Origin of the sequence: Chelativorans sp. M5D2P16, assembly GCF_034427935.1 — a bacterium.
In the GTDB taxonomy this organism is placed as follows: Bacteria; Pseudomonadota; Alphaproteobacteria; order Rhizobiales; family Rhizobiaceae; genus Chelativorans.
The window spans coordinates 19103-33727 of sequence record NZ_JAXQNM010000002.1; the positions used below are offsets into that span (position 1 = coordinate 19103).

13 protein-coding genes are annotated in these 14625 nt (G+C 65.8%); 5 read left to right on the forward strand and 8 right to left on the reverse strand.

All coding sequences use genetic code 11. The annotated features are described in order from the left end of the window. The first annotated feature begins 1 nt into the window (after window position 1). Genes SIN08_RS00110 through SIN08_RS00125 form a run of 4 tightly spaced genes read left to right on the forward strand, consistent with a single transcriptional unit; the run spans window position 2 to window position 4425 of the window. A complete protein-coding gene (locus SIN08_RS00110; protein WP_322449420.1) occupies window positions 2-1750 on the forward strand; it encodes an iron ABC transporter permease in 1749 nt (582 codons plus the stop codon). Beyond that, on the forward strand, window positions 1738-2820 hold the full coding sequence (locus SIN08_RS00115) for an MBL fold metallo-hydrolase (protein WP_322449422.1): 1083 nt from the start codon (window positions 1738-1740) through the stop codon (window positions 2818-2820). The genes SIN08_RS00110 and SIN08_RS00115 overlap by 13 nt, the downstream gene beginning before the upstream one ends. Window positions 2821-2830: 10 nt before the next feature. After that, window positions 2831-3418 carry a dual specificity protein phosphatase gene (locus tag SIN08_RS00120; RefSeq protein WP_322449423.1) on the forward strand — a complete coding sequence of 196 codons (588 nt, stop codon included), beginning with the start codon at window positions 2831-2833 and terminating at the stop codon, window positions 3416-3418. A gap of 2 nt (window positions 3419-3420) precedes the next feature. After that, window positions 3421-4425, forward strand: coding sequence for a LacI family DNA-binding transcriptional regulator (locus SIN08_RS00125; RefSeq protein ID WP_322449424.1), 1005 nt, complete (start codon window positions 3421-3423; stop codon window positions 4423-4425). Window positions 4426-4453: 28 nt separating this feature from the next. Here SIN08_RS00125 and SIN08_RS00130 read toward each other — a convergent pair whose 3' ends face one another. From SIN08_RS00130 to SIN08_RS00165, 8 genes are all read right to left on the reverse strand, one after another. Further along, window positions 4454-5398 carry a dihydrodipicolinate synthase family protein gene (locus tag SIN08_RS00130; RefSeq protein WP_322449425.1) on the reverse strand — a complete coding sequence of 315 codons (945 nt, stop codon included), beginning with the start codon at window positions 5396-5398 and terminating at the stop codon, window positions 4454-4456. Between the two features lie 107 nt (window positions 5399-5505). Continuing rightward, window positions 5506-6819: a TRAP transporter large permease subunit gene (locus tag SIN08_RS00135; protein ID WP_322449426.1), complete on the reverse strand. Its 1314-nt coding sequence runs from the start codon at window positions 6817-6819 to the stop codon at window positions 5506-5508. A 3-nt stretch (window positions 6820-6822) separates the two neighbouring features. Continuing rightward, a complete protein-coding gene (locus SIN08_RS00140) occupies window positions 6823-7338 on the reverse strand; it encodes a TRAP transporter small permease subunit (protein WP_322449427.1) in 516 nt (171 codons plus the stop codon). Between the two features lie 25 nt (window positions 7339-7363). Beyond that, window positions 7364-8425 carry a TRAP transporter substrate-binding protein DctP gene (dctP, locus tag SIN08_RS00145; protein ID WP_322449428.1) on the reverse strand — a complete coding sequence of 354 codons (1062 nt, stop codon included), beginning with the start codon at window positions 8423-8425 and terminating at the stop codon, window positions 7364-7366. A 242-nt stretch (window positions 8426-8667) separates the two neighbouring features. Further along, window positions 8668-9390 (reverse strand): GntR family transcriptional regulator, encoded by a 723-nt coding sequence (locus SIN08_RS00150; RefSeq protein WP_322449429.1) that lies wholly within the window; start codon window positions 9388-9390, stop codon window positions 8668-8670. Between the two features lie 131 nt (window positions 9391-9521). Next, window positions 9522-11876: a xanthine dehydrogenase family protein molybdopterin-binding subunit gene (locus SIN08_RS00155; protein ID WP_322449430.1), complete on the reverse strand. Its 2355-nt coding sequence runs from the start codon at window positions 11874-11876 to the stop codon at window positions 9522-9524. After that, on the reverse strand, window positions 11873-12367 hold the full coding sequence (locus tag SIN08_RS00160) for a (2Fe-2S)-binding protein (protein WP_322449431.1): 495 nt from the start codon (window positions 12365-12367) through the stop codon (window positions 11873-11875). The genes SIN08_RS00155 and SIN08_RS00160 overlap by 4 nt, the downstream gene beginning before the upstream one ends. After that, window positions 12364-13233 carry a xanthine dehydrogenase family protein subunit M gene (locus tag SIN08_RS00165; protein ID WP_322449432.1) on the reverse strand — a complete coding sequence of 290 codons (870 nt, stop codon included), beginning with the start codon at window positions 13231-13233 and terminating at the stop codon, window positions 12364-12366. Before SIN08_RS00165 ends, SIN08_RS00160 begins: the two co-directional genes overlap by 4 nt. Window positions 13234-13528: 295 nt before the next feature. Here SIN08_RS00165 and dctP (SIN08_RS00170) point away from each other — a divergent pair, with 295 nt between their 5' ends. Next, on the forward strand, window positions 13529-14533 hold the full coding sequence (gene dctP, locus SIN08_RS00170) for a TRAP transporter substrate-binding protein DctP (protein ID WP_322449433.1): 1005 nt from the start codon (window positions 13529-13531) through the stop codon (window positions 14531-14533). Window positions 14534-14625: the final 92 nt, after the last annotated feature.

Below are 14625 nucleotides of genomic sequence, written 5' to 3' on the forward strand. Positions count from 1 at the left end.
CATGACGGACACCACGCAAACCTTCGAGGAGCGCCCCACGCGGGCGCTCCTCCCTGTGCCGAGGTTGCGTCGGCCGAACACCGAGCAGGTGACACTGGTCCTGCTCGCCCTGCTTGTCGCGGCGGTTTCGCTGGGTCCGCTCCTGCGCTTGATCTGGGCAGCGCTGATGCCGGACGGCGCGTTCGATACGGCAAGGCTCAAAGAACTCCTGTGGAGCCGCAGGGTCCTGGAGGCGATCTGGAACACCGTCTATATCTCGCTTTCCGCCACCGTTCTCGCCGTGGTCGTGGGGACGGCCGCCGCGCTGCTTGTCGGCCTGACGGACATGCGTTTCAGGACGGCCTTCGTTTTCGGCTTCGTCCTGCCGCTGATGATCCCGCCGCAGGTGACCGCGCTCGCGTGGATCCAGTCTTTTTCGCCTGCAAGCCCCATCCTCGGTGCGCTCGGTCTGTCGCTGGAAGGGGGCATGCGCCATCCGCTCTATTCTGCCGCCGGCATTATCCTGCTGCTCGGCCTCTACAACGCGCCGCTCGTCTTCCTGACGGTGCGCGCCAGCCTACGGCGCCTGCCGGGCGAACTGATCGAGGCGGGCCGCGCGGCGGGGGGACGGCCTTTTCGGCTTCTTCTCGAGATCGTCCTGCCGCTGTTGCGCGCAGGTATTTTCGCCGGGGCCGCACTCGCCTTCGTCTCCTCCATCGGCAATTTCGGCATCCAGGCGATGCTGGGCATTCCCGCGCGCGTGCACACGATGATCACGCTCATCTACCGCAGGCTCAACGCCTACGGTCCGTCTGCTCTGAACGACATGGCGCTTTTGGCGGTGGTGCTCGCCGTTCTCACCATTGCCGGCGTGGCGCTTGCGGGCTGGCTCGGCAGCCGCGGCGACCAGCGGGTCAGCGGGGCGGCCAGAAGCGTGAGGCTGCCCCTGGGGCGCTGGCGCAGGCCCGCGCAGGCCGCCGCCTGGAGCTATCTGGTGCTCACATTGGCATTGCCCCTGAGCGCCCTCGTCGGCTCCTCCCTCGTTTCGGGATACGGTCAGGCACTCACCCTCGAGACACTCACCTTCGCGCACTATCGCAATGCGCTTTTCGAGCACGGCGCCATCCGCGAGGCCTTCGTCACCAGCCTGGGGCTGACGGTCGCCGCCGTCATCGTGCTGATGCTCGTCTCGGTCGTGCTTGGCTATTATCTCAGCTGGCGGCGCGGCCGGCTGGCACGGCTGCTGTCGCTTTCCAGCGAACTGACCTACGCCCTGCCGGGCATCGTCATCGGCGTGGCGATGATCCTCTTCTTCCTGCGCCCGCTGCCGCTCATCGACGTCAGCCTCTACGGGACGGTGTGGATCATCCTCATCGCGTACATGTCGAACTTCCTTGTCCTCAGCCTGCGCCCGACGCTCGGCGGCTTCGCCCAGCTCGACCGCAACTGCGACGAGGCGGCACAGGTGGCCGGTGCCGGCTTTCTCCGCCGCATGGCGAGCATCGTCTTTCCCATGGTGCTGCCGGCGGCGGCGGCCGGGGGCGTCATCGTCTTCATGACCGCGCTCAACGAGATCCAGGCCTCGGTTCTTCTCGTCTCCTCCAAGGCGCAGACCATCGGGCCGATGATCATTTTCCTGGAGGAGGCGGGTTCGTCCACGCTGGCAGCGGCCGTCGGCTGTCTGATGATACTGGCGGTCCTCTTCCTGATGCTCGCAAGCTCGGTCTTTGCCAAGCGCCTGCCGGCCGGGATCCTGCCATGGCGCGACTGAGCATACTGGGCGGACTGGGCCGCAAGGGACCGGCCGCCTTTCTTCTGGAAGTCGAGGGACGGCGCATCCTGATGGACCTCGGCGAGGGGCCCGTGCCCGGCGAGCGGCCGTGCCTCGACAAGCTCGGCGCGGTGGATGCGCTGGTGCTGTCGCACGCCCACATGGACCATTGCGGCGCCCTCGACCTGCATACACGCATCGGCGCGCCGCCGGTCCATGCCAGCGCCGCTACCTGGGCGCAGATCCCGCCCGAGCGGCTGGCCGAACGCCATCGCGTCGTCGTGCCGCTCGAAGGCGTGGCGGAGGTCGCCGGCCTGGCGATGCGTTTCGGGCGCAGCGGGCATGCCCTCGGCGGCGTCTGGATGCGCATCGATACCCCGCGCGGCGGTCTGCTCTACACGGGCGACTGGAGCGTGGAGTCCGAAATCTTCCCCTTTGATCCCCCGCCTGCGGCGTCGACACTGATCGTCGACGCCTCCTATGGCGACCGCGCGCAAGCGCTGGAGGATCAGTTTGACCGGATCCGCGCCATGGCGCAGGGCGGCGCCGTCCTCTGCGTGCCTGCCGCCGGGCGTGGTCCGGAAGTGGCTCTGCGTCTCGCGCGTGCGGGGCTTTCGCCGAAGGTGTGTCCCGTCGTGGCGCGCGAGATCCGTCTTCTGGCCGGAGACTTTGAGAGCGGATGCGTGCCCGAGATTCGCGCCGCGCTCGCCGCGTTCGCGTTTGCCCTCGCCGACGGCGGCACTGCGCGACCCGGCGACGCCATCGTCGCCACGGAGGCTAATGCCGAGGCCGGGCTTGCCACCGCGCTCCGCGCCCGCCTCGGCGAGGGGTTCCGTTTCCTCTTTTCCAGCCATGTGCCTGCCGGCACCCCGGCGGAGGCGCTGCTTCAGGCCGGTGCCGCGCACTGGCTGGGCTGGAACGTGCACCCGCGGCTCGGAGACGTTCTGGACCTTGCCGATTCCTGCGCCGCGCGACGGGTGGTCCCCCTCTTCCTGAACGTTTCCGAAGCGCCGAACCTGGGTGCCGGGCTGGGTGACCGGCTCTGTCTCGACAGGACGATCGAAGTCTAGCGGATAGCTAATGCAGAAAGCCTTTCCTTCCGTCATCCACCAAACGCCGGGGGACCGGCCGGTCCTCGCTCCTGTGGGGCACGGCTTCGGCCGGGACCGCCTCACGCTCTATATCGGCAACCTTTCCGCGGCCGAAGATGCCGGCATGCTGCAGGCCGCCGGCGTGACGGCCAGCCTCAATGTCGCTCTCAACGTGTTCCCGATGCCGCTGGCGCTGGCCGACGGGATGCATATGCGCCGTTATCAGATCGGCCTGACCGACGGTCCGGGAAACGATCCCCGCGTTCTTGCCGCCGCCGTTCTGGCGCTCCACGGGCTGGTCGAAACCTATACGGAAGGAAAGCCGCACTACCCGCCGAACCGGCGCGGCAATATTCTGGTCCACTGCCGCGCCGGCCAGTCCCGCTCGGCCACGGTGCTCGCCCTTTATCTGCATATCTGCCGGCCTCGCGATTATCCGCGCCTTAGCGACTCCCTGGTGCATATCCGGCGTTGCCGTGGCATGGACGAGCGCTATCCGCTGGCGTCCATGATCGCGCTTGCCGAACAGGCCTTACCGATGCTCGCGGCGATAAGCGGCCGGGCGGAGGCCCGCTGAGCATGCGCCGGGGGTTCGTGAGGGCGCTCGACGTCGCGCTGCATGCCGGCGTTTCGCGCTCGGCGGTCTCGCGCTGCTTCACCCCCGGCGCCAGCGTCTCGGATACGGTGCGAATGCGGGTCGAGGCCTCGGCACGGGCGCTGGGCTACCGCGTCAATCGCCTGGCGCAGACCCTTCATACCGAGCGTTCCAGCCTGGTGGGCGTTGTCGGGTCGAACCTCGCCAATCCCTATCTCGCGGTCCAACTCGCCGATCTCACCGCGGCGCTGGTCGAAGAGGATCTTCAATGCCTGCTGATGAACGCCAGCGGCGACGGGAAGGACCTGAGGCGGTCGCTTCAGCTGCTTCTGGAATATCGTGTCCGTGCGGTGGTGGTCCTGTCCGGCGCGCCGCATCATTCGCTGGTGCGCGAGTGCCTGGATAACGGCGTGCGCGTCGTCCTCATCAACCGGACCGTCGACAGCGCCCTGGCCGATATCATCGCCTTCGATGCAGAGCAGGGCGGGCGGCTCGCCGCCGAGCGGCTGATCGCCGACGGGCGCCGGCGGGTGGCGGTGGTGCAGAGCGCCAGCAAGACTCTGTCGAAGCAGCAGCGCGCAGAGGCATTCCGCGCGCGCATGGCGGAGGCGGGGGTGGAGGTCGTCACATGGGCGCGCGGCGGCAACAGTTACACCGCGGGCGAAGAGGCCGCTCGCGCACTCCTGGGGCAGGGCGGCATCGACGGCGTGTTCTGCGTCACGGACGAATTGGGGCTGGGGTTCCTGAACACTGCGCGCCATGCGCTCGCCCGGCGCATCCCCGAGGAGGTGTCGCTGATCGCCTTCGACGACGTGCCGCAGGCGGCGTGGTCGTCACACGCCATGACAACCATCCGGCAGCCGGTCGCCGAGCTCAATCGCGCCGTCATCGAGGCGCTCACCCGCGACACGGCCGGAGATCGGCGCCCCTTCGTGCGCAAGATCCCGGTCACCCTCGTGGAGCGCGGCACCACGCTGCCGGGGCGTTGAACCCCGGCAGTTAAAAAGCAAGGTCTCCTCAGGCGTCGTCCTGCGCGCTCCAGTCCGCGTACCAGTCGCGGAAGAGCGCATACTGCGCTTCGAGATAATTGCGCTGGGCATCGGTCAGCGCGTCGGTTTCATTGAAATGCAGCGCGTATTCGCTGTCGCCGTTCAGCACCATCAGGTGCTTGTAATAGAGCACCAGGTCCGGTCCCTCGTCGAAGGAGGAGAGGACCGCCATCGCCTCGTCGAGCTCCTTCGCACGGATGCGGGCGCGGGCGTTGCCCCTGGCCGCCTTCTCGCACAGGGAAACGAGGTGCAGCACCTCGCGCGGGAGCGCATTGCCGATGCCGGTGATCGCGCCCCTGGCGCCGCAATTGACGAAGCCGTGGAAGACGTTGGTGTCGACGCCGACCATCAGCGTCACGTCGTCATCTTGCGAGGTGATGTGCTCGGCGGCGTAGCGCAGGTCGGCGGCGCCGCCGAATTCCTTGAAGCCGATCAGGTTGGGATGCTCGGCACGCAGCGCGAAGAACAGGTCGGCCCGCGTGGCGAAGCCGTAATAGGGGCTGTTGTAGATCACGGCGGGCAGGTCGGGGGCGGCCGAAAGGATCGCCTTGAAGTGCGCGCGCTGGGCGCTGGGCGAGGTGCCGCGCGAAAGCACGCGTGGGATCACCATCAGGCCGTGCGCGCCGACCTCGGCGGCGTGCGCCGCATGGGCCACCGCCTGCCTGGTGTTCACCGCGCCGGTGCCGACGATGGTGGGCACGCCCGCCGCGACGAGCCGCGCCACGCCCTCCATGCGCTCGGCGTCCGTCAGAAGCGGCCAGTCGCCCATCGAGCCGCAATAGACGACGGCGGACATGCCCGCTTCGATCAGCTCCTTGCCCTTCTTCACGAGCGCGGCGTAGTCGGGCGTGCGCTCCGCCGTGCAGGGCGTCATCAGGGCGGGAATTGTGCCTGTGAAAATGTTGTCAGCCATCTTTCTATCCTTCGGGTGTGCCGGGCACCGGGAGTTTGGCGGTATGCGACTGCGCTTCTGACAATGGCATCGCGCCGGATGTGCCCGTTAGGGGAGGGGACGGTCGGTCAGAACCCCACGATCTTGGAGGGCAGCCAGGTCGTGAGCTCGGGAAAGAGCGCGATCGCGACCAGGGTCGCCAGTTGCAGCAGAATGAAGGGCGTCACGCCCCGGCACATCTGGCCGTATGTCATGTCGGGCGGCGCGATGGATTTCAGGTAGAAGATCGACGATGCCATGGGCGGCGTGAGGTAGCTCGTCTGGATCACGACGATCACCATCGTGCCGAACCACACCGGGTCGATACCGGCGGCGCGGATGAAGGGTGTGAAGAGCGGCACGCAGATCAGCACGTTCGCGGTCCAGTCGAGAACGAAACCGAGGAGCAGGACGATAAGCAGGAACAGCGCGATCATGCCCGCGTCGCCGAGCCCGGCGGTTTCGACCATGGTGCGGATGAGGCGCGACCCGCCGTTGGCCGCGAAAGTGCCCATGAACATGGTGCCGGCCGCCACGATCAGCAGGATCATCGCCGAGATGCGCACGGTGATCTTCAGGGATTCGCGCAGCATGCCGAGGCTGAACCGGCCATAGGCGATGCATAGAATCAACGCGCCCACCGCACCCACGGAGGCGGCTTCGGTCGGCGAGGCGATGCCGGCAAGCAGGGAGCCCAGTACCGCGAAGATCAGGGCGAAGATGGGCAGGAGGGACGTAGCGGTCAGGCGCAGCTTCTCCGCCAGCGGAACGTCGGTGAAGTCGTCTTCCGCCTCGGGCTTTTCGGGCGGACGCACCAGACCGTGGACCAGGAGGAAAAGGATGAACAGCGCCACCATCAAAAGCCCCGGCAGCATCATGCCGGCAAGAAGCTCGCCCACCGACATCTGAGCGAGCGAGGCATACATCACCGCGATGACCGAGGGCGGGATCATGGTGCCCAGCGAGCCGCCCGCGCAGATCGTGCCGGCGATCAGGCTGTTGTCGTAGCGATAGCGCTTCATGGCTGGAATCGCCATCATGCCGATCATCACCTCGACGGCGCCCACGACGCCAGCGGCGGCGGCGAAGACCGCGCCCATGGCGATGGTGGCGACGGCGAGCCCGCCCGGCAGGCGCGACATCCAGAGCTGCATGACGCGGAACAGCCGCTCGGCGATGCCTGAGCGTTCGAGAATCGCTCCCATCAGGACGAACATCGGGATCGCCGCGAGGATGAAGTTTGTGGCAGCGGAATAGAAAGAGCCGTAGAGCTGCCCGAAAGCGTTCGGCCCGAAGGCGATCAGCCCCGCTCCAGCCGAAACCACGGCGAGCGAAAAGGCGATCGGAATGCCCGAAAGGACGAGCAGGAACAGCATTGGAAACATGAGCGCGGCAATGAGCATGTCTCAGGCTTCCAGATCGAAATCGGTGTTGGTTTCGCCCCGGAAGGCGCGCAGGCCCTGCACGGCGATCTGGAGGGTAAGCGCCACCAGGCCCAGCGCCAGCATGGTGTAGAAGGGCCACATGAGGGGCGCCCAGGGGCTGACCATCTCCACCTCGCCGGTCGCATAGGCACGCCAGGCGCGGCCGATCGCGAACCAGGACAGGCCTGCGAAGATGGGTGTCAGCAGAACGAAGAAAACGACGCCCTCGATAGCGCGGCGAGCGCCGGACGGCATCTTCTGTGCGAGGAAGTCGATGCGTACATGGGCGTCCTGGCGCAGCGCGTAGGCGGCGCCGAGGACGAAGAGCGTTCCGGTGCACATGTAGGAGATGTCGAACGCCCAGATGGTGGGCGCGCCGAAGACATAGCGCGCCGCGACCTCATAGATCATGGAGACGACCAGCACGAGGGTTATCAGTTCCGCAACGCGGGAAAGCGCTCCCGACATTGCGTCCACCGTCCTGAATAGCCGATTCATTCCGGTCGTCTCCGATCCTTGGGTTTCAGTCTTCGTTGCGGATCAGGTAGCTGCTTTCGGAAGACCAGCGGTCCTTGAAAGCCATGTAGTCGGAAAGCAGTTCCGCCATCTCGGGCTTGCCTTCCTCCTTCAGGGCCGCGGCCTTCTTGGTGATCCAGTCGACGCCGGCTTCGGACAGCTCGGTCACGAATTCGGGATCGAGGGTGATGATCTCGTTGGGTCCTTCGCGATAGGTTTCCATCGCCTTGAGGTCTTCGCCGTAGAAATGCAGCAGTGCCTGCATCGTCGTCAAATCCGCGGCCTTTTCGACCAGCGGCTTCAGCTCATCATCGAGCGCGTCCCAGGTTTCCTGTTTGAGAACCACCTCCCACAGGAAGGTCGGCTGATGAACGCCCGGCACGATGATGTACTTCGCCGCTTCATGGAAGCCTTCCGGCAGGTTGCCCGAGGGCGGGCCCCACTCGACCAGATCGACGCCCTTGCGCTGCAGAAGCGTGTAGATCTCACCGGGAGGCACGACCGTCGGCACGGCGCCGAAATATTCGCCCATCACCTCGGCCCAGGGGCCGGATGTGCGGTACTTGACGCCCTTGAGGTCCTCGGCAGTGCGGATCGGCACGTTGGCATGGGCCATGATTTCCGAAGAGCCGATGCCGACGATCAGGCTCTTGAAGCCTTCCTCGGCACGCAGCGCGTAGAGCGCTTCCTTGCCGCCGCCCTCGTAAATCCAGGTGATGTAGGCCTCGGGCCCCATGCCGCCGGGAAAGCCGGCGAAGATCGCGTTGATCGGGTCCTGGTTGACCCGGTAGCTCGGCGTGGAGTGGCCGGCCTGGACGATGCCGTCGCGTACGCCGTCATAGACCTGCAGGGCGGGCACGAGAACGCCGGCGCCAAAGGGTTCGATCTCGACACGGCCCTCGGTCAGAACGTCGACGTTGTCGGCGAAGCGCTCGAGAAAATTGATGTAGAACGGCGAGCCCTCGGGCACCGAGGTCGGCACCTGCCAGGTGACCTCCTGAGCCGTGGCGGTCGTGCCCACCATCAGGAGCGGCACGATCAACCCCCATTTTCTGATGTGTTCGAACATTACAATCCCCTGTTGTTTGTCTGTTCCACGGGCCTGTGCATGGCGCCAGGCGGTTCCGGTCGCCCGCCGCACGGAACCGAAGGTTTCACTGGCCGGACGCGCGCGCCGGCTCCAGCCACGATGCAGGCTAATGCAGAAGACTTATCATGTCGACAACAAATATACATGAAATCCAGCGTAACGTTTGACGGCACTCCACGGTGTCTTTTTTTGCGGGGAGAATGCGGCCGGTAGGCCTACCGTCAGAGCGTCAGTTCGGCGTTCACGCGGCGGTCGGCGGCGATATAGGCCTGAATCTGGCGGACGATCTGGTCTGCGTGCGCCCGGGCCACGCGGTCTGCGCGCGCCACGTCGTGGGCTTCGATAGCGGCGACCATCTCTTCGTGCTCGTCGAGATAGGCGCGTGGCAGTTCGTCATTGAAGGAGGAATAGTAGAAGCGCAGGAGGCGGCGCCCCTCGTCGAGCAATCGCTCGAAGAGCTCGGTATAATAGCGGTTCTTGCCCGCCCTTGCGATCTCGGCGTGAAAGTTGCGGTTCACCTCGATCATGCCGGAGACGTCCTTTGCCGCCACGGCTTCGGCATAACCTGTCTGCAGCGCGCGGATCGTGGCGATCTCATCCTCCGTCCGGTTGGCGGCGGCCAGCCGCGTGGTCACCCGGTACATCAGCGAAAGCGCATCGAAGAACTGCGGCATCTCCAGGAAATCGATCGGCGCGACGACGGTCGAGCGGTTGGGGAGGGTGACGACCAGTCCGTCGCTCGCCAGCCGCACAAGCGCCTCGCGGATGGGCGTCCGCGACATGCCGAAACGCTCGGTCAGCTTGATCTCGTCGATGAGGCTGCCGGGCGGAATCTTGAGTTCCAGGATCTCCCGCTTGAGCGTGGCATAGGCGGTGGCCACGCCGAGTCCGCGCTTGCGCTTGGCGCCGTTCGCCTCCGAGGCGGCGGAGGTTTGTTCGTTCATGAGTCCGCGCCCTGCCAATAGGAACATCTTGTCGACAAGGTGTTCCTATCAGCGCGCATGTCGAAATGAAAGGGGCCGCCTCGTGCGGCGGCCCGGAAAGGAAAGCGGGGGGAGGGCGACGCCCTTTCGTATCACCCGGCCCGGTTCTTTTCGCCCTTTCGTGCCAGATGCCACAGGGCGTTGGCGTTGAGCGGCGTCTTCGACACCTCGATGCCGAGCGCATCGGCGACGGCATTGGCGATCGCCGCCGCCGGCCCGATCGCGCCGCCTTCGCCGAGGCCCTTTGCGCCGAGCGGTGTGAGCGGTGTCGGCGTTTCGATGTGGTGCAGCTCGATCTCCGGGATTTCGGTCGCCAGCGGCATCAGATAGTCGGCGAAGGTGACGGTAAGGGGTTGGCCTTCCTCGTCATAGATGAAGTGCTCGAGCATGGCCGAGCCGATGCCCTGCACGACGCCGCCGCGCACCTGACCGTCGACGATGAGCGGGTTCAGGATGGTGCCGCAGTCCTCGACCACGACGAAGCGTTTGAGCCGCATCTTGCCGGTTTTGGTGTCGATCTCGACCACCGCCGCGTGGACGGCATTGGAATATGTGCCGTCATTGGGTCCGTCGAGCGAATATTGCACCTCCAGCCCCGGCTCCATTCCCGCCGGCAACTGGTCGACATTGCGCAGCGCGGCGCGCGCCAGCTTGGCGACGGCGACATGCCTGTCGGGATGGCCCTCCGGATGGGCCGCACCGTTCTGCAGGACGATCTTCTGCGGGTCTGTCTGAAGAAGGTGGCCGGCAATGGCCTTGAGCTTGTCGGCGATGCGGGTGGCGGCGACATGCACCGCGCCGCCACCGAGCGCCCCGCCGCGGCTGCCCCACGTGCCGACGGAATAGGGGGTCGTCAGCGTGTCGCCGTGACGCACATGTACATCCCCCGGATCGATCCCCAGGGCATCGGCGGCGACCTGGGCCATGACGGTCTCGTGGCCCTGGCCGTGGTTCTGCAAGCCGATGTCGACGAAAGCCTGTCCGTCGGGCGTCATTTCCACCCGGGCGGCGATATAGCCCGTCTCGATGGGCACGCGGCGGCGGGTGAAGTCGGGCGTGCCGTGCGCGGTCTGCTCGACGAAGCAGGCAAGGCCGACGCCGATCCTTTTGTGCGGATCCTTGTGCGAGGCTGCGGCCGCCGCGCGATCCTCGGCCAGAAGGTCGCGGACCTTCTCCAGGGTCTCTGCATAAGAGCCTGGATCATAGGTGAAGCCGAGCGCATTGGTGTAGGGAAAGTTCCGGACGACGTTCTTGAGACGGAAGGCGATGGGATCGAGGCCGAGCTCCTTGGCGATGTCGTCCATCAGCCGTTCCTGCGAGAACACGGCGGACGGCCGCCCGACGCCGCGATAGGTGCCGATCGGGCACTTGTTGGTCGCCAGGGCGCGGAAGGTGGCTTCGTAGTGCTGGAAGTCATACGGGCCGGGCATCACCTTTGCCGCCATGCCGGGATCGCCGGCGGCGGTGAACGGAAAGGTGGAATAGGCGCCGACATCCACGCTGATGTCCGCTTTCAGCCCGAGAATCCGGCCGTCCTCGGACACATAGGCCTCGAGCGTGTGGCTGTGGTCGCGGGCGTGGATGCTGGAGGTGAGGTGCTCGCGGCGGTCCTCCACCCATTTCACCGGGCGGCCCGTCTTCATCGCCAGCCAGGGGACCAGGACCTCCTCCGGGAAGACCTGTCCCTTGACGCCGAAGCCGCCGCCGACATCCGGCGCGACGACACGCAGGCGCGATTCCGGCAACCCCAGTTCCTCCGCGATATAGGTGCGCACGAGATGCGGGATCTGCGTCGAGGACCATACGGTCAGCGTCCGGTTGGCGGGATCATATTCGGCGGCGACGCCGCGCCCCTCCATGGGTACGCCGGCCTGGCGCTGGGTGGTGTAAGTGCGCGTGATCACATGGGCGGCCTCGGCCTTCGCCGTGGCGATGTCGCCGCCCTTCATCTGCCGTTCCACGAAGACGTTGGTGCGCCATCCCTCGAAGAGGCCCGGGACCTCCGGATCGCGTGCCTGGTCCATGGTCGTGACTACTTCCAGGGGATCGTAATCGACGAAAACCATCTCGGCGGCGTCCTCCGCCCGGTAGGCGTCGTCGGCCAATACCGCGGCGACCGCCTCGCCGACGAAGCGGACACGGTCCCTGGCGAGCAGGGGCTGCTCCGAATACTGCATCTCCGGATAGTCCTGGTGCGCCTTGATCGACAGATCGCCGATGTCGGCGCCTGTGAAGACCTGCGTCGGGAAACCGATGTCCTCAAGCGTCTCGGTGTCGATCTCCAGGATTTTCGCATGCGCCATCTGCGCGCGGACAAAGCGCAGATGCAGCATGTTCGGCAGCCGGATGTCGTCGATATAGCGCGCCGTGCCGGCAAGCAGGCGCGTGTCCTCGAAACGCTGAATGCGGGCGCCGATATGCTTCGGCCGGTCCATATGCTGGGTCATGCCTGCGCGCCCTCCTTAAGATTTTCGCCGATGGCCTTGCGCACCGCTTCGACAATGCCCTGATAGCCGGTGCAGCGGCAGATATTGCCACTCATGGCTTCGCGGATCTCCTCGTCGTCGGGCATGCGTCCCTCGGCCGTCATCTCCTCGACGAAGGGGATGAGCGTCATGATGAAGCCCGGCGTGCAATAGCCGCACTGCAGGCCGTGCTCGCTGCGGAAGGCCTTTTGCAGCGGGTGGTCGGCATCGACGCCGCCGACGCTTTCCACGGTGCGGACCGACATTCCGTCGCATTGGGCGGCGAAGGTGAGGCAGGACAGGCGTGGCTTGCCGTCGAGATGAACCGTGCAGCAGCCGCAGGCGCCCTGGGCGCAGCCAATGTGCACGCCCGACAGGTTGAACTCCTGACGCAGAACGTCGGCGAGCAGCCTGCGCGATTCGACGCTGAGCCGACGCGTCTCGCCGTTCACTTCGAGGGTGATCTCGATCATGATGCCTCCATTGCGCGGGAACAGGCGACGGAAAGGGCCCGTTCCACCAACTGCCCGATCAGCGCGCGGCGATAGTCCGCGCTGGCGGAATGGTCGTCGGGGGGATTGAGGGTGTCGGTGAAGGCGGCGATGGCGGTCGCGGCATCCGGGCACTCGAGCTCCAGGCCTTCCAGCGCTTCCTCCAGTTGCGGAGCGCGCATGGCCGTCTGGCCGGCACCCGAACAGGCGACCGCCGCGCGGGTGACGCGCCCTCCGGCGTGTTCCAATGTCACGCCGCAGGCGGCAATCGCGAAATCACCACGCCGTTCCGCCATCTCGACAAAGGCGCCCGAGGAGGACGCCGGCGGGACGGGCAGTTCGACGGCGACGATCATCTCGCCCGGCTCCAGCACCGTCATATAAGCCCCTTCGAAGAACTGCGTGGCGAGGATACGCCGTTCACCCCCGGCGGAAGCGACGATGATCTCCCCGTCATGAAGCATGCACAAAAGCGGCAATTCGGCCGTCGGGTCCGAATGGGCCAGGCTCCCGCCAATCGTGCCGTTGCGGCGGATGGTGGGATGCCCGATGGCGTGTACTCCGTCGATGAAGGCCGGAAAATTGTCGATGATGAGTGGCTCGGCGAGATAAGTTTCGTGGCGCACGAGGGCGCCGATGCGGATGACGCCGCCCCCTTCTTCGATGGCATCCAGCCCGAGGCCGTTGATGTCGACCAGGTGAGCGGGGCGGGCCAGCCGCAGGTTCATCATCGGCACGAGGCTCTGGCCACCGGCAATCGGCCGGCCCTCGTCGCCAAACTCCTGAAGCAGCGCCAGCGCCTGCTCCAGGCTCTCCGCCTTATGATACTCGAATTCCGAAGGCCTCATCTGCAAGTCCGTTGGTTGCAAGCCCTTGGTGCGGGCACCGAGGGCATGGGGTTTACGTGGGTTCCGACCACAATCGAAACCGACGCGCCCGCAGGCGCGCGGGCGTGGCTGTTGCAGCCTGCGAGGAACCTACCCATCGGGCCTGTTGTATGCAATGAAAAAAAGATTGTAGACAAAAACGCGATCAACGTATTAGGTTTGGCTATGTCAGCCTCGCTCAGGATGGCTGAGGGGAACAGACGGCTGAAGCGGCCGGCGGCCGCCAGAACATTGGAACAACGCAAGGGAGAACGGAATGAACAAAGCGATCAAGGCGGCTCTAGGGGCGCTCGTGGTGGCCGCGCTTTCGAGCACCGCCACCATTGCCGTTGCACAGGAGAAGGTCACGCTCAGGATGGTCGGCGCGTTTCCGATCGGGCCTTCGCCCACGGCCGAGATCGGCAACAAATTCATGGAAGCGGCCAATCGCCTGGGTGAGGGCAAGGTGGAGATCAGGTATCTCGGCGCATCCGACGTGGTGCCGACCTTCGATCAGCCCGAGGCGCTGGTGAACGGCGTTTTCGACGTCTGGTATGGAGCGCCGAACTATTGGGCCGGCGTCGTGCCCGGCGGCGACTTCACCGAACTGTCCGATCTCAAGGTTCCCGACGGCGGCCCCGGCTCGGAAACCTATGAATATCTGGTCGACATGTTCGCCGAGAAAGGCGTGCGCTATCTTGCACACGCAGCCGGCGACGTCGGTGTCGGCACGCACAAGCTGAGCACCAATTTCGAGGTCGGCTCTGTGGAGGACCTTCAGGGCAAGAAGATCCGCGTCGCGCCGCTGCTGCGCCACTTCGTGGAGGCGGTCGGGGCCGAGCCGATCACGCTCCCGCCGAGCGACATCTTCCTGGCCATCGATCGCGGCACGGTCGACGGGTTCACCTGGCCCGTGGCCGACGGCTACACCAATAACGGCTGGGAAGAGGTGACCGAAAATCTGGTCGATCAGCCCATGTATCGCAGTGGTGCGGGGCTGGCCATGAACCTCGACAAGTGGGAAAGCCTGTCGCCCGAGGTGCAGGACATCCTGACCGAGGCCGTGGTCGAGGCGCAGACCTTCGCGCAGGATTGGTTCCTGAAGAACGAGCAGGAGCAGATCGAAAAGATGAAGGCCGCCGGAATGGAGATCCTGCCCATCTCCGAGGAGGAATCGGAGAAGTGGACCGAGATCGCCAACGACGCGCTGTGGGAGTACTATCAGGAGGTCCTGACCGAGGATCAGGTCGCCGAGGTTTCGCGCCTGCTCGGGCGCGAGTGACACTCTCCCCGCACAACCGCGGCCGCGCACGCTCCGGTGACGCGGCTGCGGTCCAATAAGCGATAAAGACAACGCGGCGTCGGGGGTTGCGC